Origin of the sequence: Corynebacterium lactis RW2-5 (assembly GCF_001274895.1) — a bacterium.
Taxonomy (GTDB): domain Bacteria; phylum Actinomycetota; class Actinomycetes; order Mycobacteriales; family Mycobacteriaceae; genus Corynebacterium; species Corynebacterium lactis.
In genome coordinates, this window is sequence record NZ_CP006841.1 from 1,090,119 (window position 1) to 1,110,726 (window position 20,608).

Sequence of the window (20,608 nt, forward strand, 5' to 3'; positions counted from 1 at the left end):
CGCTGAGATAGGGTAGAGGCAATTCCCGCATTTTTAAACGGAGGTAAAACGTGCGAGTTTCCGCGATGGCCCGCCGCATGACGGCCACTATTGCGCTGGCCATATCGATTGCGCTGGGCGGCACAGTGCTGGTCGCCTGTGGTGGCCCTGACAATGGCGTCGCGGCTAAGTCCGTCTCGAAGGAACCCAAGGTGCTTGCCGACGACCTGTCGGCCTCCGAGGGACTACTGGACAGCTCCGAGGCCGTTGTGGTGTCGTCGGCAGGCGAGGCGGAGCAGAGGCGGGCTGCCGCTATTGCGGTGGCTGCGAAACTGCCGATGCTGGTTCTCGGCTCGGAAAGCGATACCGAGAGCGAGGAGACCGCGCTGAGTCCGAAGAAGGACGCTCGCGGGCATGTCGCGGGGGCGGAGCGTGCGAAGGTCGAGAAGGAGATCGACCGCCTGGGTGCAAAGACCGTGCTCACGGTCGGTGCGGTGGACATCACGGGCAACAATGAGCGTCAGATCATCCGGGATCCGGGCACGCCAGAAGGGCTGAAGGAGATTGTCGGTGTCGACTTCCAAGTGCTCGATAAGCCGGAGTCGAAGCCGTCGCGCGCCATCGCCGAGATGGATGCTGATAAGCCCTCGATCGTTGCGGCCGAGGCGTCGGGAAGCAAGCTGACCCAGGAGGAGCTCGACCGGGCTCACGTCGGCAAGGACGACAAGGGAGCGCAATCCGCGACCCTGCCTAAGGGCGAACCGAAGGAGAACTCCAAGGCGTTGGCGTTGGCTGCGCCTGGGACGGGCCTGGCCTCGATTGCCACGGCGCGCGCGGCCGGGCTGAACGTCGAGTGGCTGCCGGTCGGCGATGCTCGTGCTACCTCTGAGTCGATCGAGGCTGCCCGAGGCGACAAGTCGATTGTCGCCCTCGGATCTGTTTTCGGTGACGCTAAGAAATTCGAGCAGACCATCAAGCTCGCCAAGGACGACAGCATCAAGGAGCTGCCGGGCGGTGGCACCCTGCTGTTCCCGGGCCGTCACTTGGTTGCGACCTATGGTCACCCCGGTGCCGCGCCCCTCGGCGTGATGGGCGAGGAAGATCCGGAGGACGCAGTCAAGACCGCGAAGGAGTATGTCAAGAAGTACGAGAAGTTCGCTGACGATCCGGTTCTGCCCGCCTTCGAAATCATTGCCTCGGTCGCTCAGGCTTCGCCGGGGCCACGCGGTGACTACTCCGAGCCCGCACCGATCGAATCCCTGAAGCCCTATGTTGACGCTATGACCAAGGCCGGCGGCTACGTGATTATCGACTTGCAGCCGGGAAGCGCCGACTTCCTGGACCAAGCGAAGTTCTACGAGGAGCTGCTGAAGATGCCGAACGTCGGGCTGGCTCTCGACGCGGAATGGAAGATGGAGCCGGGACAGGTTCCGGCGACTGAGGTCGGCCATGTCGATGCCGCGGAGGTCAACCGAGTGGCCGAGTGGCTGGCGAAGCTGACTCGCGACAATAAGCTGCCGCAGAAAATGCTGCTGCTGCACCAGTTCCAGCTCCAGATGATTCGCAACCGTGAAAACCTGGACCTGTCTCACCCAGAGCTTTCCTATGTTCTGCATGCCGACGGTCATGGAACTGCGGAGGAGAAGTTCGAGACTTGGAACGTCCTGCTGCAGGACCTTCAGCCGGAGATTTTCGAGGCCTGGAAGAACTTCATCGACGAGGATAAGCCGATGTTCACTCCCGAGGAGACTATGAATATCGAGCCTCGGCCGTGGTTGATTACGTACCAGTAGTACGAAGCTAACGCGTGGGGGAACGGCGCTTACGCCCTAAACAAAGGGTAGTGAGCGCCGTATTGTGTATATAGGCACCCCCGCCAGCTCCCCCCGGAGTCTATGATGAGTAAAGCTGTGCGCCGACGGAAGGGTGTCAGCGCACATATCGCATGCTAAACACGAACAAATCAGGAGATGCTTGTGAGCCAGAACGCTCGCCCCGTTGTCCTTATTGCTGACAAACTGGCACAGTCCACCGTGGATGCTTTGGGTGATTCCGTTGAGGTTCGTTGGGTCGACGGTCCGAATCGCCCCGAACTCCTGGCGGCAGTCGGTGACGCGGATGCTCTGCTGGTCCGCTCCGCCACCACCGTCGATGCTGAGGTGCTAGAGGCTGCACCGAACCTGAAGATCGTCGGCCGCGCCGGCGTCGGCCTGGATAACGTCGACATCGACACCGCTACGAAGCGCGGCGTCATGGTCGTCAACGCCCCGACTTCGAATATTCACTCCGCTTGTGAGCACGCCATCGCTCTGCTGCTGGCCACCGCTCGCCAGCTTCCGGCAGCTGACGCGACTCTGCGCGAGGGCGAGTGGAAGCGCTCTTCCTTCAAGGGCGTCGAGATCTTCGGCAAGACCGTCGGTATCGTCGGTTTTGGTCACATCGGCCAGCTCTTTGCACAGCGCCTTGCTGCTTTCGAGACGAACATCATCGCGTACGATCCGTACGCCAACCCGGCCCGCGCCGCACAGCTCGGTGTTGAGCTCGTCGAGCTCGAAGACCTGATGGCTCGCGCCGACTTCGTCACCATCCACCTGCCGAAGACCAAGGAAACCGCCGGCATGTTCGATGCTGACCTCCTGGCAAAGGCCAAGAAGGGACAGATCATCATCAACGCCGCTCGCGGTGGTCTCGTCGATGAGCAGGCGCTTGCCGACGCCATTAAGGCCGGCCACATCCGTGGTGCAGGCTTCGACGTCTACGCTTCCGAGCCGTGCACGGATTCTCCGCTGTTTGGCCTCGCTGAGACCGTCTGCGCGCCGCACCTCGGTGCCTCCACCGTCGAGGCCCAGGACCGTGCCGGTACCGATGTCGCGAAGTCCGTTCTGCTTGCTCTGGCTGGCGAGTTTGTCCCGGATGCCGTCAACGTCTCCGGTGGCGCCGTGGGCGAAGAGGTCGCCCTGTGGCTCGAGCTGGCTCGCGAGCTGGGTCTGGTTGCCGGCGGCCTGCTTGAGGGGGCCCCGGCGGCCGTCGAGGTTACCGCGCGAGGCGAACTGCACACCGAGGACGTAGAGATCCTCGGTATGTCTGCAGTCCGCGGCCTTTTCTCCAACATGGTCGAGGAGCCGGTTACCTTCGTCAACGCTCCGCGCATTGCTGAGGAGCGCGGCGTTACCTTCACAGTCGAGACCGAGCCGGAGTCCGTCTCCCACCGCTCCGTCCTCGAGGTCAAGGTTATCGGCGCAGATGGTTCCACCTCGACTGTGGTCGGTGCGCTGACCGGTCTGAACCGGATTGAGAAGATCGTCCGTATTAACGGTCGCGGCATCGACATGCGCTCCAGCGGCCGCAACCTCTTCCTCCTCTACAAGGATGTTCCGGGTGCGCTCGGTCGCGTTGCTACCGCCCTGGGTCAGGCCGGTGTCAACATCGAGGCTGCCGCACTGTCCCCGCAGGAAGACGACCACACCGCCATCCTGGTTCTGCGCGTCAGCGAGGAGGTTCCGGAGGAGCTCGTCGAGAAAATCTCGGCCGACATCTCCGCCACCCACGCGCTGCAGCTGCAGCTGGACTAAGAGCCCATAAAAAATCCCCCGCCTCTCGTTGAGGCGGGGGAATTTTTTAGCCCTTCATAGAGCCCTTCTCAATCATGTTGATGTGGAAGTCGAAGGCGGTGCGCAGGTCGTGCGGGGTAGCCAGCGCCGGGGCCTTCTTCAGCGCGCGCTCGTAGTATTCCTCGAGCAGCGGCTGGTAGTCCGGGTGCGCGATGGAGATCATCTTTGCGACGCGGTCGCGCGGTGCCAGGCCACGCAGGTCGGCGACGCCGCGCTCGGTGATGATGACCATGGCATCGTGCTCGGTGTGGTCGATGTGCGAGACGAAAGGAACCACTGCGGAGATTGCGCCATCCTTCGCCAGCGACGGTGAGATGAAGGAGGAGATGAACGCGTTGCGGGTGAAGTCACCCGAGCCGCCGATACCGTTCATCACGCGGGAGCCGTTGATATGGGTGGAGTTGACGTTGCCGTAGATGTCCGCCTCAATCATGCCGTTGGTGGCGATTAGGCCGACGCGACGGACGACCTCCGGGTGGTTGGAGATCTGCTGAGGACGCAGGATGATGTGCTTACGGTAGCGTGCGGCCTCGTTATTCATCTTCTCGGCGGCCTCGGGGGACAGGGAGAAGGAGGTCGAGGACGCGACGGTCATCTTGCCTGCGTCGATCAGATCCAGCATGCCATCCTGGATAACCTCAGTGTAAGCTTTGATGTTTTCGAACTTGGAGTCAAGCAGGCCTGCCATCACAGCGTTCGGGACGTTGCCGACGCCGGACTGCATGATGTACTGGTCGTATGCCAGGCGACCAGCGGCGACCTCGCCGTCGAGGAAGTCGAGGAAGTGGCCGGCAATCTGCTGAGAAGTTTCATCGATTGGCTTAAACGGCGCGTTGCGGTCGGGGGCGTTGGTCTCGACAACGGCGACAACCTTGTCCAGGTTGATGTCGATGTACGGGGTGCCGATGCGGTCGCCCGGGGCGTTGATCGGAATCGGGGTGCGGTTCGGCAGACGCTGGATGCGGTAGATATCCGCCATGCCCTCGAGGTCGAGGGACTGCCAGGAGTTGACCTCAATAATGATCTTGTCCGCGTTGTCCAGGTATTCAACGTTGTTGCCGATTCCGGAGGAAGGAATGATGTGGCCTTCCTCAGTGATGCGGGTGGCCTCGACGATAGCGGCATCGATGGGGAGGAAGCCCTGCTCGATGTACTGCGGGGACTGGGACAAGTGAATGTCCTGGTACTTCGCGTTGCCGGCGTTGATGGACTTACGCAGGGACGGGTCGCCCTGGTAAGGCATGCGGTAGTTGATGATGTCCGCTTCGGCCATGACACCATCGCAGTCCGGTGCGGTGGACGCACCGGTGTAGATGTTGACCTTGAATTCCTTACCCGCGGCGTGGAGCTCCTTGCCTCGGTTCGCCAGAGCGGTAGGCAGAGCCTTAGGATAGGCAGCGCCGGTGAAGCCGGAGATACCGATGCTGTCTCCGTGGTTAATGAACTGAGCTGCCTCGTCGGCGCTCATTACTTTTCCGCGCAATCCAGCGTGTGCAATGCGATCAGACATGTGTGCTCCTATCAGCGAGTAAGAATGTTGTCATCGCCAGTAATTCAATTTGGCGACAAACTTATCACGCGCTAACAGTGTGATGCCACACTCGCTGGTAGGGGAAGTGATAGAGCTCACTAGAGCAGCTCGCGGACCTCTTCGTCTGTAAGCATCGCGTCTTCGAATGCCTTCAGCGTCGCGTCCGGGTCGAAGTTGACGCCAATCAGTACGACCTCGTTCGACGGTGGAATGTCGGTCTGCGCCCACATTGTTGCCGGGGTGATCTTGAGATTCGGTCCGGCCTGGCTCCATACCTGCGCGACCTCGAGGCGGTCGGCGATCCAGCAGTGTCCCTTGGAACGCACGAGACCCTTGGTAGCGCGCAGAGCCTTAATCAGGCGATCGCGGTCGAATGGGCGGTTACCTCGGAAGACTACGGAGGAGATGCCATATTCCTCAGTCTCCGGAGTGTGCGGATTCGCGAGCTCTTCCGCGTAGCCGTGGAAGGTGGCCGCGGTGGCTTCATCGTAAAGCGCTGCGTCAAGAACGGCTTCGGTGGCAATCTCGCCATTGGTGACGCGGACGATTTTGGCGCGCGGGTTCATGGCTCGCACGGTCTCCTCGGTGCCGCCCGTCAGCTTTTCTCCGGCGATGTCGGACTTGGTGATGAGGATAAGGTCAGCGAACTCAACCTGGTCCACGAGGAGGTCGGCGACCGTGCGCTCGTCGTCAGGCGTGGCCTGCTTATCGGCCTCGGCCAGGGAGCGGCCCTGGCGTAGGCCGGTGAGGAAGGTGGAGGCATCGACGAGGGTCACCATGGTGTCAATGGGGGCCACGTCCGCGAGGCGGCGGCCGTCCTCGAATTGCCACTCGAAGGTGGCGGCGACGGGCATTGGCTCGGAGATGCCGGTGGATTCGATGACAATCTGGTCGAAACGGCCGCTGCGGGCGAGCTCTCCGACGTTTTCGACGAGGTCGTCGCGGAGAGTGCAGCAGATGCAGCCGTTGGACAGCTCGACGAATCGGTCCTCGCCGCGCTCCAGGTGTGTGCCCTGCTCGATGAGGGCGGCGTCGACGTTAACCTCGGAGAAATCGTTGACGATAACGGCAATCTTGCGGCCAGCCGAGTTGGCCAAGAGGTTGTTGAGAAGGGTGGTCTTGCCGGAGCCGAGGAACCCGGACAAGACGGTCACTGGGGTGGGGGAGGTTGGTGAGGTGGACGGGGTGGGTGCATCAGTTGAAGTCACTCGACCAGCCTAGCGAACTGAAAACCGTTGTCAATAAACGAACATAAAATGCCGCAACATGGATAACATGCACTGCCCTAATAGGCATTCACTTTGTGTCTGGGCGGTTTTTGAGACCTGGCTCACAACGCTGTTGTGCAGTGGATTTGGTTGGTAGTGATGGCAATTGTGGTGTGCCCAAAAATGGGGGCGTGGCCCTGTGGGGAAGTGAATAAAGATAAGGGCAAATTGATAAGGTTGGGGTGTGCTTCGGTGTCCGTAGCGCCACCCCAATAGTCGCGTTGGGGATAATTTTTGCCGCGAGTTGACCTGTTTCAAAAGGTGCTCGCGTATAGAAAGGTGAATTCATGTCAGATCGTATTGCCCATGCGGGGCTCAAGAGCAAGGTGATGACCGCGCAGGAGGCCGCGCAGTTCATCAACCATGGGGACATGGTGGGCTTTGCGGGTTTCACTGGCGCCGGTTACCCGAAGGTTGTGCCGCCGGCTCTCGCCGAGCGCATGGAGGCTGCTCACGAGCGCGGCGATGAATTCAAGATCAAGGTCCTGACCGGTGCTTCGACCGCCCCTGAGCTCGATGGCGCGCTCGCAAAGGCGAACGGTGTTGAGTGGCGTATGCCGTACCAGTCCGACCCGGGCATGCGTAACCGCATCAATGCTGGTGATTCCTACTACAGTGACATCCATCTTTCCCACTCTGGCCCGATGACGGAGCAGGGCTTCTTTGGCAAGGTCAACGTCGCAGTCGTTGAGGCTGTCCGCATCAAGTCCGACGGTTCCCTGATCCTGTCCTCCTCGGTGGGCAACAGCGTCTCCTACCTGAACGCCGCTGAGAGAATCATCATCGAGGTCAACTCCTGGCAGTCCGAGGATCTCGAGGGCATGCACGACATCTACAATGTCGGGCTGCCTCCGTACCGTAAGGAGATCCCGATTCTGAACCCGGGTGACCGCATCGGCTCCACGGGTGTTGCAATCGATGTTGACAAGGTTGTCGCCGTCGTTGAAACCAACGCCGAGGACCGCAACTCCGCATTCAAGCCGCTCGATGATGACTCCAAGGCCATCGCTGGCTACCTGCTTGACTTCCTGGACTCCGAGGTTAAGGCTGGCCGCCTGCCGGAGAACCTGCTTCCGATGCAGTCCGGTGTCGGTAACATTCCGAATGCCGTGCTCGCGGGCCTGCTGGACTCCAAGTACGAGAACCTGACCTCCTTTACCGAGGTTATTCAGGACGGCATGGTCGACCTGATGGATGCCGGCAAGCTGGCCGTCGCTTCTGGTACCGCCTTCTCGCTGTCCCCGGAGTATGCGGCTCGTATGAACGACAACGCCGCCGACTACCGCGAGAAGATTGTTCTGCGCCCGCAGGACATCTCCAACAACCCGGGCCTGGTCCGCCGCATGGGGCTGATCACCACCAACGGCATGATCGAAGCTGATATCTACGGCAACGTTAACTCCACCCACGTCGCTGGCTCTCGCATGATGAACGGCATTGGTGGCTCGGGTGACTTCACACGTAACGCTTACATCTCGACCTTCGTCTCCCCGTCGATTGCTAAGGGCGGTGACATCTCCGCGATTGTCCCGATGGTCTCTCACGTCGACCACACCGAGCATGACGTCATGGTCATTATCACCGAGCAGGGTCTGGCTGATCTGCGTGGTCTTGCTCCGCGTCAGCGCTCCCGCGTTGTTATTGAGAAGTGTGCCCACCCGATGTACAAGGAAGCTCTCCTGGAGTACGTCGAGCGCGCCGAGAAGGCCACTCCGTTCATGCATACCCCGCATGACCTTGGCGCTTCCTACGACTTCCATCGCCGCTTCCTTGCGAACGGTTCGATGAAGCCGGAGGCTTAAACGTCTTTTTCTTCCCGCTTGCCGACGGTTCTTCCGTTTGTGGGCGGGAATTTTTTGCCTGTGACGGTTGGTGGATTTATCTGCTACACTGCAGGAGTCCATATAGTGAGAAGGGTATCTCAAAAATGACTGAGGCAACCGCTGCAACCGCCACACCGCTGAAGATCGCCGTTATCCCCGGCGATGGTATTGGCACCGAAGTAACCGCTGAGGCGCTGAAGGTCCTCAAGGCAGCAATCGGTGAGTTCGACACCACCGAGTACGATCTTGGTTCACGCCGCTACCTGCGCAACGGTGAGCTGCTTACCGACGCCGACCTTGACTCCCTGCGTGAGCATGACGCCATCCTGCTTGGCGCAATCGGTGACCCGGAGAACGTACCACCCGGAGTTCTGGAGCGTGGTTTGCTGCTGAAAATGCGCTTCGCACTGGATCATCACGTTAACCTGCGCCCGTCTAAGCTCTTCCCGGGCGTGGAATCGCCGCTGAAGAACCCGGGCGAAATCGACTTCGTCGTGGTGCGTGAGGGCACTGAAGGTGCCTACACCGGCAATGGTGGCGCGATTCGCGTCGGCACGCCGCACGAGGTCGCCAACGAGACCTCGGTGAACACCCGCTTCGGTGCCGAGCGCGTGGTCCGCTACGCCTTCGAGTTGGCCATGACGCGTCGCAAGAAGCTGACCCTGGTGCACAAGACCAACGTGCTCGTTCATGGCGGTGGCATGTGGCAGCGCACGGTCGATGAGGTTGCGAAGGAGTACCCGGAGGTTGAGGTCGATTACTCGCATATCGACGCCGCCACCATCTACCTGGTCACTAACCCCTCGCGCTTCGACGTGATTGTCACGGACAACCTCTTCGGCGACATTATTACTGATGAGGCGGGCGCTGTTTCCGGTGGTATCGGCCTGGCCGCGTCCGGCAACATTGATGCCTCCGGTACCAACCCGTCCATGTTTGAGCCCGTCCACGGCTCGGCGCCGGACATTGCGGGACAGGGGATTGCGGACCCTACCGCCGCGATTCTGTCGGCCGCGATGATGCTGCGCCACCTGGGCCGCGAGGACGATGCCAAGCGCATCGAGGCCGCGGTCGAGAAGGACATGGAGACCCGTGGCAACGGCCCAATCAGGACTGCTGAGATCGGCGATCGGATTGCTGCTGCGCTGAAGTAACTTTCCGAACCCCCGCTTTCACCACCTCGTCGAGGCTTAACTCGAGCCCGTCGACGGTGGTGATTTTTGTGCCCTCAATAAAGTCTGCAGCATGGCCGGACTCCTGTAGCTCGGCGATGACAGCGTCGAGTAGGGAAGTGGCGGCTGGCCTAGCAGAATCCGCAGCCCCAGCCGCCCCAGCCACTAACGCATCTCGCGTAATCTCGGCATGCCCCAAATGCTGTGCCGCCTCGTGGAAGACGTGCACGATTACGCCCTCAATCGAGGCGCACCACCAGCGCTCTTTGTCGGTCGGGACACACGCAGGTGGTGCGGAGCGGTCGACGCTACGAAGCTCCTCTAGACACCGCGCAATCGCGGCGCGTTGCTCGCGGTATATCGCAAGCTCCTCGGCCACGCTTCCCGACGCCGAGAACTCCCCAGTCCGATCGCGGAAATAATCGCGGCCCAAGCAGACGCGCTCGAGCCAATACCGGGCCGACCCGCCCACGTGTCGAAGCAGGACGATGGGAGTATTAATCGCCGGGATCGGTAGTTTTTCGTTCGCAAGGGCGTCGTCAAGCGAGGCGACGAGTGCGGCGAGCTTGTCCATGCGGGCGAGGATGTGCGAGTCGAGGGGCCAGGCAGGGTTGGAGGTATCCGCAATGGGTGTATCTGTGATTTCGCTCATGCGCCCACCTTACGGGAATCTACAATGGTTCCATGACCGAAAATATGAGCGTTGAGCTGAGTGAAATCGCCGCATTTCTCGCCGGCACGCGCCCCTTCTCGGAGCTTTCCGACGCCGAACGCGCCACTATCCCACCGCTTCTGACCATGCGCTACGCGCGCCGTGGCACGGAGATTGTCCACGCGGGCGCGGACAACAGACACTGCTTTATCGTGCGCTCCGGCCTGGTCGACGTCTTCGACCCTGCGGGCACACTGCTGGACCGCCGCGATGTGGGCGACCACTTCGGCTACTCGACGCTGCTGTCGGGGGAGCCGAGCCTCTATACGATGACGGCGGTAGAGGACAGTCTCTTTCTTGTCATTTCGGACGAGGTGTTCGAGCACCTCAACAACACTTTCCCGCAGATTCGGCGCTACTACGGCGGTGAGAATGCCCGCATTCGCGCGGTGGCATCGAAGTTGCGCTCTACGGCGGCGTCGGAGTCGCTGCGCACGCGCGTGGGAGAGCTTGCCGTGGCGACTCCCATTACATGCACCTCTGAAACGACCGTCCGCGAGGCCGCGCAACTGATGACAGAGAAGAACATCTCGAGCCTGCTGGTGGTGGATTCAGGCGCCCTCGTTGGCATCATTACTGACCGCGACCTGCGCCGCCGCGTACTGGCGAAGGGGCTCACCGCGGAGACAACTGTCCGCGAGGTCATGACGCCGGATCCTCTCACGATCAGCCCGGACATGCTTGTTTTCGAGGCGATGCTGCTAATGGCCGAGCGCGGCTTCCACCATCTCCCTGTCCACGACGGCGCGCAGGTCACGGGCATGATCGTTATCGGCGACCTGCTGCGCAGCCTGCACACCGATCCGGTCTACGCCACCGCGACGCTGGCGCGTAAGTCTGACATAGGCGAGATCGCCCAAGTCGCCGACAATGCCCGCGCGATGGTCGGCCGTTACCTGGACCGCGGTGTCTCGGCCGAGGAGGTTTCGAAGTTGCTGACCTCCATCGCCGACGCGGTCGTCCGCCGCCTGGTCACACTCGCGGAAGAAAAGCTCGGGCCCCCGCCGGTGCCTTATGCGTTCGCGGTCCTCGGCTCGCACGGTCGCGGCGAGATGGGCCTGGCCTCCGACCAGGACAACGCGCTGATCCTCTCCAACGACTATGACCCGTCCAACCCTGCCCACGCGCGCTACTTCGCCTCGCTTGCCGACGCTGTGTGCCACAACCTGGATAAGGTCGGCTATCCGCTGTGCCCGGGCGACATGATGGCTTCCAACCCCGCGTGGCGCATGACGGTCAGTCAGTGGGCCGATGCCTTTCACGGGTGGATTACTGCTCCGGATGGCGACGCACTGCTGCACGCACAGACGTTCTTCGATATCCGGGGTGTTGCGGGCGATACGCAACTCGTTGACGACCTGCGCGCTGCCTACGTGCCGATTGCCCAAAACTCCACGCGCCTGCACGCCCACCTGGCGAAGCTGGCGGCCTGGCGCGAGCCTCCGCTGGGATTTTTCCGGGGACTTGTGTTGGAAAAGGGCGGCGACCACGCGGAGACTCTGGATATTAAGAAGGGCGGCACTGCCGCGGTGGTGCAAATGGCGCGCCTCTTCGCCATCGCCGCCGGCTTGCCGCAGTTGTCCACCCGCGACCGTCTTGCCGCAGGGGCAGGCGCCGGCAGCGTGAGTAGGCAGGGGGCGCAGGACCTAGCCGACGCCTTCGACTTCCTCTGCTCTGTGCAGCTGCATCACCAACAGCGCCAGGCAGCAGCCAAGCAGGAGCCGGACAACCATGTCGCCCCGAAGTCGCTATCCCGTCTAGAGCAGGAGCACTTGCGCGACGCCTTCGGCGTCGTCCGCAAGATGCAGCAGTCCCTCGGGGCGAAGTACCCGATCCGCTCGATGTCTTAAGGGGGCTCGACATGTTCAGCAGCCTTACCCGCCTGAAGACCCGCCGCGCCGCGGGGCCGCTGCGAAAGCTCTACGACACGCCCGTCCGCGATAATGCCTGGCTGGCCGTCGACGTGGAGACCACCGGACTGGACCCCGCCCGCGACCGCCTGCTGTCCATCGGCTGGGTTGCGGTCGAAGGCCACGACATCGTTCTCGCGGAGTCCGGCTACGTCGTTATTCGCGCCGACGGCGCGCACGACAGCGTAGGCGAGTCGGCGACCATCCACGGGCTTACCGACGACATGCTGGCGACAGGCGTGTCGGCAAAGGTCGGCGTCGGCAAGCTGCTACAGGCCCTAAGCGGACGGGCGCTGCTGGCGCACTACGCGCAGATGGAGATCGGTTTCTTGGATCCGCTGTGTCGAAAGCATTTCGGAGCGCCTCTGAAGGTCCCGGTGGCGGACACGATGGCGCGCGAGTATGAGAAGATGCTGCGCGCGGACCAGGAACCGAAGCGCGATGAGCTACGCCTGTGGTCGCTACTTGAACGGTACGGAATCCCGCCAATGAAGGCTCACCACGCATTCAACGACGCGTTAGCCTGTGCCCAAGTGTGGCTTGCACAACAGGCGGTGTAACCTACAACTCATGCGTATTGCCAGAATCGCCCACCCAGAGGGCATGTGCTTCGCGCTCGTTGAGGGCGAAGGCAACGAAGTTACTTTGAAGGAAATTGAAGGTCACCCGTTCGGACAGCTGAACAAGACGGGCCGCCAGTGGCCGCTTTCCGACGTGCGCTTGCTCGCCCCGATGCTGCCGTCGAAGGTTATCGCCATTGGTCGTAACTATGCCGACCACGTCGCGGAGGTGTTCAAGAAGTCGGCGGAGTCGCTGCCTCCGACGATGTTCATCAAGCCGCCGACGGCCGTCATCGGCCCGGAAGCCCCGATTCGCATCCCGGACTTCGCGACCAATGTCGAGTTCGAGGGCGAGCTGGCGCTGATTATCGGCAAGCCGTGCAAGAACGTGAAGAAGGAAGACGCGCACGACGTTATCTTCGGCTACACGATTGTCAACGATGTCTCCTCCCGCGACCTGCAGTTCGCTGACGGGCAGTGGGCCCGCGCGAAGGGCATCGACACCTTCTGCCCGCTGGGCCCGTGGATTCAGACCGAGCTGGATTACAACGAGCTGCCGATCAAGGCGCACCTGACCCATGAGGGCACCACGGAGACCAAGCAGGACTCCAACTCGAACCAGATGATCATGTCTATTCCGGAGATTATCGAGTTCATTACCGCCTCGATTACCCTGCTTCCGGGCGATGTCATCTGCACCGGCTCCCCGGCCGGCACTGCGGCGATGTTCCCGGGAGACCGCATCGAGATTGAGATTCCGGGTATCGGCCGTCTCGCCAACCCTGTGGAGCGGGCTTAGCTGAGCTGGGAGCTAGCCTTTCAGCTAGCTCAGCCCGAACGCGCGGAGCACAGTGCCCAGTTTGGCCTGTGTCTCCGCTAATTCTTCTTCTGGGTCGGAGTGCTCGACGATGCCGCCCCCGGCCCACAGTCGCGCAACGGTGCCGGCCGTGTTGATCTCGGCGCAGCGGATGGAGACCACGAACTCGCCGTCGCCGTCAGCGTCGCACCAGCCGACGGCGCCCGAATAGAAGCCTCGGTCGGTCTCAACGGCCTGGATGACGCCGAAGGCGCTTTCGGTGGGGGTGCCGCAGATGGCCGGGGTTGGGTGCACCACCAGCGCGAGATCCAGCGCCGACAGTGTCGGGTCCTTCAGCTCGCCCCGGATGTGTGTGGCCAGGTGCCACATCTCCGAGGTGCTCATGAGCTCGGGTGTTTCGGGCACCTCGATGTGCGAGCACAGGGGCGCTAGGTTGGCCGCGATGTCGTCGACGACAAAGGCGTGCTCGGCGAGGTTTTTCACTGAATCCGCGAGCCTGCGCGCATGCTCATCGTCGACCTGCTTGTTGCGCGAGCGCGGCAGCGAGCCCGCCAGGGGGAAAGCCTCCACGGTGTTGCCTCGGCGGCGCACCAGCATCTCGGGCGAGGAACCAATCAGCAGCTTGCCTTTGTAGTCGGTTCCCGCAGGTGAGAGGTCAACGACGAAACCGTCACGGTTTGGGGAGCCATCGATGAGGCGGGCCGCGAGCAGCAGCGGGTCAATCGGCGGGTCAATATCCAGCTCGATTGCGCGCGCCAGCACAACCTTGTCGAGCCCAGAATTCGCGATTGTCCTGATTGCGGCGTCGACCCGCTCCATGTGCTCCGCGGGCGCCGGATCTTCCGCCACGACTTTCGCGCGCAGCCTCGGTGCGTTCCAGCGGTAGTGCGCCGGGGGCTCGAGCGGGTGATCGGCGCGGATGACATCGCGCGGCACCGTCAGCGCAGCAGGCTTGTCCAGGTCGAAGGGCAGCGCGCCCACGACCATGCGGTGGATGCCGGAGCGTAGCTGCTCCGCGGCGAGCCAGGGGTCCGAGATCTGCTCGACCACACCCTGCGTGCGAATCGAGCCGCGCGCGCGGGAGAGCAGGAAGTCCGGGGCGGTCGCGGGGCGCGATTCGTCCCAGCGCGTCGACTTCTTCGGCCTCCTCGAGACGGCCTCCGGTTCCTTGTCCCCGCCGGAGAAGTCTCCAAAGGCAGGGTGATTGTCCATCGACATACTCGCCGTGCCCTCCTCGTCGCCGCAGGTCTTTTCCGTCAGTTTAGTTGTCGCGCTAACCCCTGCCCAAAAACGGCATGCCTGCTGCGGTGATTGTCATGTGGTCCACCACGGCCTGGGTGGGCAGAGACGCAGCGTACAAAAACGCCTCCGCGGCCTGCCTCGCGTCGAACATCGGCTCGGCGCCGGGACCTGCCGTGAACGCTCCGAGCAGGTCCGTCTTCGCGTTTCCGATATCGATGCGCGTTGCCGTGATGCCGTAGTCGCGCCCGTCCAGCGCCAGCACCCGGGTCAGCCCCGCCAGTGCGCTTTTCGACGCCGCATACGCCGCCGTGTGCGCCCGCGGTACTTGCGCGGCAATGGAACAATTCACCAGAACACGGCCGCCGCCAGCCGATTTCATAATGCCGAAGGCCTCCCTGGCGCACAGGAAGGAACCGATCACGTTGGTGTCGATGACCCGGCGGAAATCCTCAACGTCGGTGTCGCCGAACTCGGCCGGAGCTCCGGGAAGGCCGGCGTTTAGCACCACCGCGTCGATGCGGCCGTACCTAGCTAGCGCGTCGCCGAACATGCTCCGCACCTGTGCCTCGTCGGTGATGTCGCACGTGGAGTAGGTCACGGGCCCGGCTGTGGCCGAGCAGACGTCGGCAAGCGAGGCTTCCGTGCGCCCACAGATGTGGACATTCCAACCGGCACCCGCGAAGGCCAGTGCAATTTCGCGGCCGATGCCCGCGCCGCCCCCGGTGACGACGACGGTCCTGATTTCACCTTGTGTCTCGTTCATGGCTCCCATTGTGCCTGTGCATTGGGCATAATGTGCGCATGATCACGATAGTCAACTGCTCCACCGTGTATGCAGGCCTACCCGCGTGCGATGCCGTCGCCGCCGCGCGTGCCGACGGATACGATGCCGTGGAATTTTGGTGGCCCTTCGACTCGGCGACCCCGGCTCCCGGCGAGGTCGAGGCGTTCTGCGGGCTTTTTGGCGCGGGAGTCGAGCTGCGGGCGATGAATCTCTGGGGCGGGGACATGGCCGCAGGCGAGAGAGGAGTGCTGCATCGGCAGCAGCTGCCGGAGCGTCATTTCGAGGCGGTCGGCGAGATTGCCTCCGCCACCGGGCTCAAGCGTTCGAACGTGCTGCTCGGGCGCTCGGGCACAGTGACGCATCAGCAGCGCGACCGTCTTGCCGAGATCGCGCAGCGCCTGGGTGAGTACGGCGTGACGGCGCTGGTCGAGCCTCTGTCGGGAATGGACGATTACCCAATCCGTGACCCCTGGGCCGCAGCGGAGCTGGCCGGAAAGGCGGGGTGCGCGGTGCTGGCCGACTTCTACCATTTCGCGGTCAACGGGGTGGACGTGGATGCCTGGCTGGAAGACGTCGAGGAGAGGCGCCAGCCGCTGCCCGGGCACGTGCAGGTCGCGGATTTCCCCGGCCGCGGCGCGCCGGGCTCGGCGTCGTTGCCCTTGCCCGATTCGATCGCGCGATTGCGGGCAGCCGGATATGCGGGGGAAATCGCGGGGGAGTGGATATAAGAAGCTGGACTCGGATACCGGTAGGGGTATGATGGTTGACATGAAAACTAACGAGTCTGTCATCGACCGCATCATCCGTATCGTCCTCGCTGTAGTATTTGGCATCGTTGCCTACAAGACCACGGGTGCGGTCTCCGTCCTTATGTGGGTACTGACTGTGATTGCCGGTCTAACCGGCATCGTCGGCTTCTGCCCGCTCTACCGCGTGTTTGGTATCTCCACCTGCAAGGTGAAGTAGATATTGCCAAGGGGTATCGTTTGAAAGCATGTCTGATGTTCGCGTTCGCTTTTGCCCGTCGCCAACTGGTACCCCGCACGTTGGCTTGATCCGCACGGCCCTGTTCAACTGGGCTTACGCCCGCCACACCGGCGGCAAGCTGGTTTTCCGCATCGAGGATACGGATGCGGCCCGTGACTCCGAAGAGTCCTACCAGGCGATTATCGACGCCCTGACGTGGCTCGGTATCGACTGGGACGAGGGTATTAATGTCGGCGGCCCGCACGAGCCCTACCGTCAGAGCCAGCGCAAGGACATCTACGCGGACGTCCTGCAGCGCCTGATTGACGCCGGCGAGGCATACGAGGCATTCTCCACCGCGGAGGAGGTCGAGGAGCGTCACAAGGCCGCAGGCCGCGACCCGAAGCTGGGCTACGACAACTACGACCGCGATCTCACCGAGGAGCAGAAGGAGGCCTTCCGCGCAGAGGGCCGCAAGCCGGTGATTCGCCTGCGCATGCCGGATGAGGACATTGTCTTCGAGGACCTGGTCCGTGGCCGCATCGAATTCAAGGCCGGCCTGGTTCCGGACTTCGTCATCGCGCGCTCCAACGGCGAGCCGCTCTACACCCTGGTCAACCCGGTTGACGACGCCCTGATGGAGATCACCCACGTCCTGCGCGGCGAGGACCTCCTGCCGTCGACCCCACGCCAGATTGCACTCTACGAGTCGCTCAAGCGCATCGGTGTCGCCAAGTTCACCCCCGAGTTCGGCCATCTGCCGTTCGTGATGGGTGAGGGCAACAAGAAGCTGTCCAAGCGCGATCCGCAGTCGAACCTGTTCATCCATCGCGACAACGGCTTCATCCCCGAGGGCCTGCTGAACTACCTGGCGCTGCTGGGCTGGTCCATGGAGGGTGACAAGGACGTCTTCTCCATGGATGAGATGGTCGCGGCCTTCGACGTCCACGATGTGCTGTCCAACCCGGCCCGCTTTGACCAGAAGAAGGCCGATGCCATCAACGCCGACCATATCCGCATGCTCGAGCCCGGCGATTTCGCCGCTCGCCTGCGTGACTACCTGGAGGGCCACTTTGACTTCCCGGCGAACTTTCCGGCCGACCAGTTCGATTTCCTCGCCTCGCTTCTACAGACCCGTGTGAAGACGCTTTCCGACGCCTGGGACCTCTCGAAGTTCCTCGTCGTTGAAGAGGACTCCTTCGAGTTCGACGAGAAGTCGGCGCGCAAGAATCTCAAGGAAGATGCCGTCGCAGTGCTCGAGGCGACCATTGCCGCAGTCGAGCCGTTGGACGAGGCCTCCTTCACTACGGAAAACATCGAGGCCGCGCTGCAGAAGGCCCTCATCGAGGACCTCGAGCTCAAGCCGCGCAAGGCCTTCGGCCCCGTCCGCGTTGCAGTCACCGGCGCCCAGGTTTCCCCGCCGCTGTTCGAGTCCATGGAGTTACTCGGCCGCGAGCGCACCCTGTCTCGCCTGCGCAAGGCTCAGGCTGTCACCCCGTGGCAGGTCGAAGGTTAGGCTGACCAGCGGATTTGCCCTGCGAACTGCGTATTGGTTATATTATTCCTCGTTGCGTTCGCAGCGATGGCCTATGGTGTAATTGGCAACACTACGGTTTCTGGTACCGTCATTCTAGGTTCGAGTCCTGGTAGGCCAGCAGAATTCTTACTCTGCTGATTTCAATTTCTGATTTAGCTCGAGTAAAGAGTTCAGTTCTAAGCCCCGTTCGTCTAGCGGCCTAGGACGCCGGCCTCTCACGCCGGTAACACGGGTTCAAATCCCGTACGGGGTACAAAGTTGCGCTCGTTGCGCTTCTTTATTGGCCTATGGTGTAATTGGCAACACTACGGTTTCTGGTACCGTCATTCTAGGTTCGAGTCCTGGTAGGCCAGCAGAATTCTTACTCTGCTGATTTCAATTTCTGATTTAGCTCGAGTAAAGAGTTCGGTTCTAAGCCCCGTTCGTCTAGCGGCCTAGGACGCCGGCCTCTCACGCCGGTAACACGGGTTCAAATCCCGTACGGGGTACAAGTTACAAAAACCTCCGCTCTCTCGTTAGAGTGGAGGTTTTTCGTCGTAGACTCGGCCCTATGAGGAACACCAAGCTCGTTTGCATCGGTCTCGGCCACGTCGGCTCCTACGTTTTGACTTACGCCATGGAGTCGGGGCTTTTCGCGGAAATCGTCACCATCGATACCGCTCCCGGCGTAGCCCACGGCGAGGCCCTCGACCAATCCCAGTCCACCGGAGTTCCCGGAACCGACTACGTCGACGTTCGCGCCGGAGACTACACCGATTGCGCTGACGCCGACATGATTATCGTTGCGGCGGGCGCGTCGATCCTGCCGGACCCGGATAATCCCAATGCCCGCCCGGACCGCGCGGGGCTGGCAAAGCGCAGCGGGGACGTGGTCCGCGACGTCATGCCCAAGATCGCCGGGCAGACCCGGGACGCAATCGTCGTCTTTATTACGAATCCTCTGGACGCGGTCGTGCATCTAGCGCACCAGACCGTGGACTACCCGGTGGAAAAACTTTTCGGCACCGGTACGATGTTGGATTCGGCCCGCCTGCGTTGGGTCGTCGGAAAGCGGCTTGGTGTGGACCCGAAGTCGGTGACGGGCTACATGATGGGCGAGCACGGGCTTACGGCGGTGCCGATTCTGTCGCGGCTGAACGTGCAGGGCACCGGCTGGGAAGACCTAGAGACGTGGCACGGCGAGCAGCTGCCCGGGCCGGAGGAGATTAAGGATGCCGTTGTTGGCGCCGCTTATGACGTCCTCAATGCCAAGGGCTGGACGAACGCAGGTGTGGCGCGCTCCGCTCTGGAGATTGCGCGGACGGTCATGCTGGATCAGTGCAGCGTGCACCCGGTCTGTACCCGGCTCGATGGAGAATACGGCCTGCCCGATGTGTCCCTGTCCATGCCTGCGGTCATAGGTCGGGAGGGGATTGTTCGCCGGATGCCGCCGAAGCTAAACGAGTGGGAGATCGAGCAGCTGCGCGCTTCCGCGGATTATATTTTGGCCACGGTGGAAAAGATGAAGCCCTAAAATAACTGAGCATGAGTACGCAAGCGCCCGCCGAAGCCAAGCGGCACATCCCCGAGCTGACCAGCATCCGCGCTATCGGCGCGTTCGGCGTCCTGCTCACTCACGCCGCCTTCTGGACGGGCAATTACACGGACGACTGGACCGGCCGTCTGAATGGGCGCTGGGAAATTGGCGTCACTATCTTCTTCGTCCTGTCCGCTTTTCTGCTCACCGGGCACTGGCTGGATAGGCTTGCCGACGGTTCCTCCGCGCCGCTGCAGCGCCCACCCAGCGTAAGCAGGTACTTCCTCAGCCGTGCGAAGCGCGTCCTGCCGGGGTATTGGATTGCCGTTACGGTAGCGTTTCTCGTTCATGTGGGCGATAATCCGCCAGCCACGGGCGGAGGGTTTTCCGGCTGGCTTCGCTCGATGAGTTTTACGCAGACACTGCAGTTCGGTTGGATCCATCCCGGCTTGTCGCAGATGTGGTCGATGGTCGTCGAGGTCGGTTTCTACCTGGTTCTGCCACTGCTGGGGTTGGCCATGTGGACCCTGGCTAGGGGGCGCTTTAAAGCAGGGCCGATTCTGGCGGTCATAATTCTTTTTGCGGCGATCGGGCCGGTCTGGACCGTTTTTTCTCACGAGGTTGAGGCGCTGCCGGTGGTCTCGCGACTGTGGCCGGTGGCGTACTTCGACTGGTTCGCCGCCGGTATGATTCTGGCGTACGGGCGTCGCGTCGGGTGGCGGGCGAATTTGCCGATGTGCTGGGCACTTGCATTTGGATTTTTCATCGCCTCGACAACTACCCACGCCGGACCTGCGACCTTGGTTCCGGAGGATGTCTACCAGGCGCTGTGGAAGACGCTACTCTATGGCCTGACCGCGGTGTTCTTCGTTGCGCCGGTGGCCCTGAACGTCGAGGTAGGTTGGCTGCGTCATCCTGCCATGGTGTGGCTGGGCGAGATTTCCTACGAGTTCTTCCTGGTTCATGTCCTGGTTATGGATTGGGTTATGTCTGAGATGGGCTACCAGGTATTCCAGGGGTCGATGTTGGCGGTGGCGATTGTCACGGCGGTGGTGTCGATTCCCCTTGCCCGAGGGCTTCGCTGGGTAACCGATGTAATGACGGGCAGGGGCGGACCGGTTAGCCCCTGGGGGTCGAAAGTCTAATTGAAACTCAGTTGTCCAGCTGTTTTTCTGGAATA

General features: G+C 62.0%; 17 protein-coding genes and 4 tRNA genes. 16 read left to right on the forward strand and 5 right to left on the reverse strand.

The annotated features are described in order from the left end of the window. Positions 1-50 precede the first annotated feature (50 nt). Both CLAC_RS04720 and serA read left to right on the forward strand, forming a co-directional pair. Entirely contained in the window at positions 51-1,772 is a 1,722-nt protein-coding gene (locus tag CLAC_RS04720) for a hypothetical protein (RefSeq protein WP_053411919.1), read from the forward strand. A 183-nt stretch (positions 1,773-1,955) separates the two neighbouring features. Next, positions 1,956-3,551, forward strand: a complete 1,596-nt coding sequence (gene serA, locus CLAC_RS04725) for a phosphoglycerate dehydrogenase (protein ID WP_053413274.1) — start codon at positions 1,956-1,958, stop codon at positions 3,549-3,551. Positions 3,552-3,597: 46 nt separating this feature from the next. Here the strand turns inward: serA and scpC (CLAC_RS04730) are convergent, their stop codons facing one another. Then, complete coding sequence (gene scpC, locus CLAC_RS04730; protein ID WP_053411920.1) at positions 3,598-5,100, reverse strand: succinyl-CoA:acetate CoA-transferase ScpC; 1,503 nt, start codon at positions 5,098-5,100, stop codon at positions 3,598-3,600. Between the two features lie 119 nt (positions 5,101-5,219). Then, positions 5,220-6,329 carry a GTP-binding protein gene (locus tag CLAC_RS04735; protein WP_053411921.1) on the reverse strand — a complete coding sequence of 370 codons (1,110 nt, stop codon included), beginning with the start codon at positions 6,327-6,329 and terminating at the stop codon, positions 5,220-5,222. Positions 6,330-6,676: 347 nt separating this feature from the next. Here CLAC_RS04735 and scpC (CLAC_RS04740) point away from each other — a divergent pair, with 347 nt between their 5' ends. Beyond that, a complete protein-coding gene (gene scpC, locus CLAC_RS04740; protein WP_053411922.1) occupies positions 6,677-8,191 on the forward strand; it encodes a succinyl-CoA:acetate CoA-transferase ScpC in 1,515 nt (504 codons plus the stop codon). Between the two features lie 158 nt (positions 8,192-8,349). Next, positions 8,350-9,366: a 3-isopropylmalate dehydrogenase gene (locus CLAC_RS04745; protein WP_156324873.1), complete on the forward strand. Its 1,017-nt coding sequence runs from the start codon at positions 8,350-8,352 to the stop codon at positions 9,364-9,366. On the opposite strand, the gene CLAC_RS04750 is transcribed toward CLAC_RS04745, so the two are convergent. Then, a complete protein-coding gene (locus CLAC_RS04750) occupies positions 9,320-10,036 on the reverse strand; it encodes a mycothiol transferase (protein ID WP_245621982.1) in 717 nt (238 codons plus the stop codon). The two genes, CLAC_RS04745 and CLAC_RS04750, sit on opposite strands and share 47 nt — an antisense overlap. A gap of 32 nt (positions 10,037-10,068) precedes the next feature. Here CLAC_RS04750 and CLAC_RS04755 point away from each other — a divergent pair, with 32 nt between their 5' ends. Genes CLAC_RS04755 through CLAC_RS04765 form a run of 3 tightly spaced genes read left to right on the forward strand, consistent with a single transcriptional unit; the run spans position 10,069 to position 13,365 of the window. Beyond that, positions 10,069-11,946, forward strand: coding sequence for a DUF294 nucleotidyltransferase-like domain-containing protein (locus CLAC_RS04755; RefSeq protein ID WP_053411924.1), 1,878 nt, complete (start codon positions 10,069-10,071; stop codon positions 11,944-11,946). Positions 11,947-11,957: 11 nt separating this feature from the next. Then, the gene (locus CLAC_RS04760; RefSeq protein WP_053411925.1) at positions 11,958-12,566 is read left to right on the forward strand and encodes a 3'-5' exonuclease; all 609 of its coding nucleotides are present in this window, start codon (positions 11,958-11,960) and stop codon (positions 12,564-12,566) included. A gap of 10 nt (positions 12,567-12,576) precedes the next feature. Further along, on the forward strand, positions 12,577-13,365 hold the full coding sequence (locus CLAC_RS04765) for a fumarylacetoacetate hydrolase family protein (protein ID WP_053411926.1): 789 nt from the start codon (positions 12,577-12,579) through the stop codon (positions 13,363-13,365). A 24-nt stretch (positions 13,366-13,389) separates the two neighbouring features. On the opposite strand, the gene CLAC_RS04770 is transcribed toward CLAC_RS04765, so the two are convergent. Continuing rightward, positions 13,390-14,601 carry an isochorismate synthase gene (locus CLAC_RS04770; protein WP_053411927.1) on the reverse strand — a complete coding sequence of 404 codons (1,212 nt, stop codon included), beginning with the start codon at positions 14,599-14,601 and terminating at the stop codon, positions 13,390-13,392. Between the two features lie 55 nt (positions 14,602-14,656). Then, entirely contained in the window at positions 14,657-15,388 is a 732-nt protein-coding gene (locus tag CLAC_RS04775) for an SDR family oxidoreductase (RefSeq protein WP_053411928.1), read from the reverse strand. A gap of 38 nt (positions 15,389-15,426) precedes the next feature. On the opposite strand from CLAC_RS04775, the gene CLAC_RS04780 reads away from it, so the two are divergent. The 9 genes from CLAC_RS04780 to CLAC_RS04820 all read left to right on the forward strand — a co-directional run bounded on the left by CLAC_RS04780 (position 15,427) and on the right by CLAC_RS04820 (position 20,573). Continuing rightward, positions 15,427-16,137, forward strand: a complete 711-nt coding sequence (locus CLAC_RS04780; protein ID WP_053411929.1) for a TIM barrel protein — start codon at positions 15,427-15,429, stop codon at positions 16,135-16,137. A gap of 40 nt (positions 16,138-16,177) precedes the next feature. After that, positions 16,178-16,375 (forward strand): YgaP family membrane protein, encoded by a 198-nt coding sequence (locus tag CLAC_RS04785; RefSeq protein ID WP_053413275.1) that lies wholly within the window; start codon positions 16,178-16,180, stop codon positions 16,373-16,375. Positions 16,376-16,403: 28 nt separating this feature from the next. Next, positions 16,404-17,891 carry a glutamate--tRNA ligase gene (gltX, locus tag CLAC_RS04790; protein WP_053411930.1) on the forward strand — a complete coding sequence of 496 codons (1,488 nt, stop codon included), beginning with the start codon at positions 16,404-16,406 and terminating at the stop codon, positions 17,889-17,891. Between the two features lie 67 nt (positions 17,892-17,958). Then, positions 17,959-18,030 (forward strand) — tRNA-Gln (locus tag CLAC_RS04795). 62 nt (positions 18,031-18,092) lie between these two features. Continuing rightward, a tRNA-Glu gene (locus tag CLAC_RS04800) sits at positions 18,093-18,165 on the forward strand. A gap of 28 nt (positions 18,166-18,193) precedes the next feature. Next, positions 18,194-18,265: transfer RNA gene (locus tag CLAC_RS04805), tRNA-Gln, on the forward strand. Between the two features lie 62 nt (positions 18,266-18,327). Continuing rightward, positions 18,328-18,400, forward strand: a tRNA-Glu gene (locus CLAC_RS04810). Between the two features lie 62 nt (positions 18,401-18,462). After that, on the forward strand, positions 18,463-19,425 hold the full coding sequence (locus CLAC_RS04815) for a lactate/malate family dehydrogenase (RefSeq protein ID WP_053411931.1): 963 nt from the start codon (positions 18,463-18,465) through the stop codon (positions 19,423-19,425). A gap of 11 nt (positions 19,426-19,436) precedes the next feature. After that, positions 19,437-20,573 (forward strand): acyltransferase family protein, encoded by a 1,137-nt coding sequence (locus CLAC_RS04820; RefSeq protein ID WP_053411932.1) that lies wholly within the window; start codon positions 19,437-19,439, stop codon positions 20,571-20,573. Positions 20,574-20,608 lie beyond the last annotated feature (35 nt).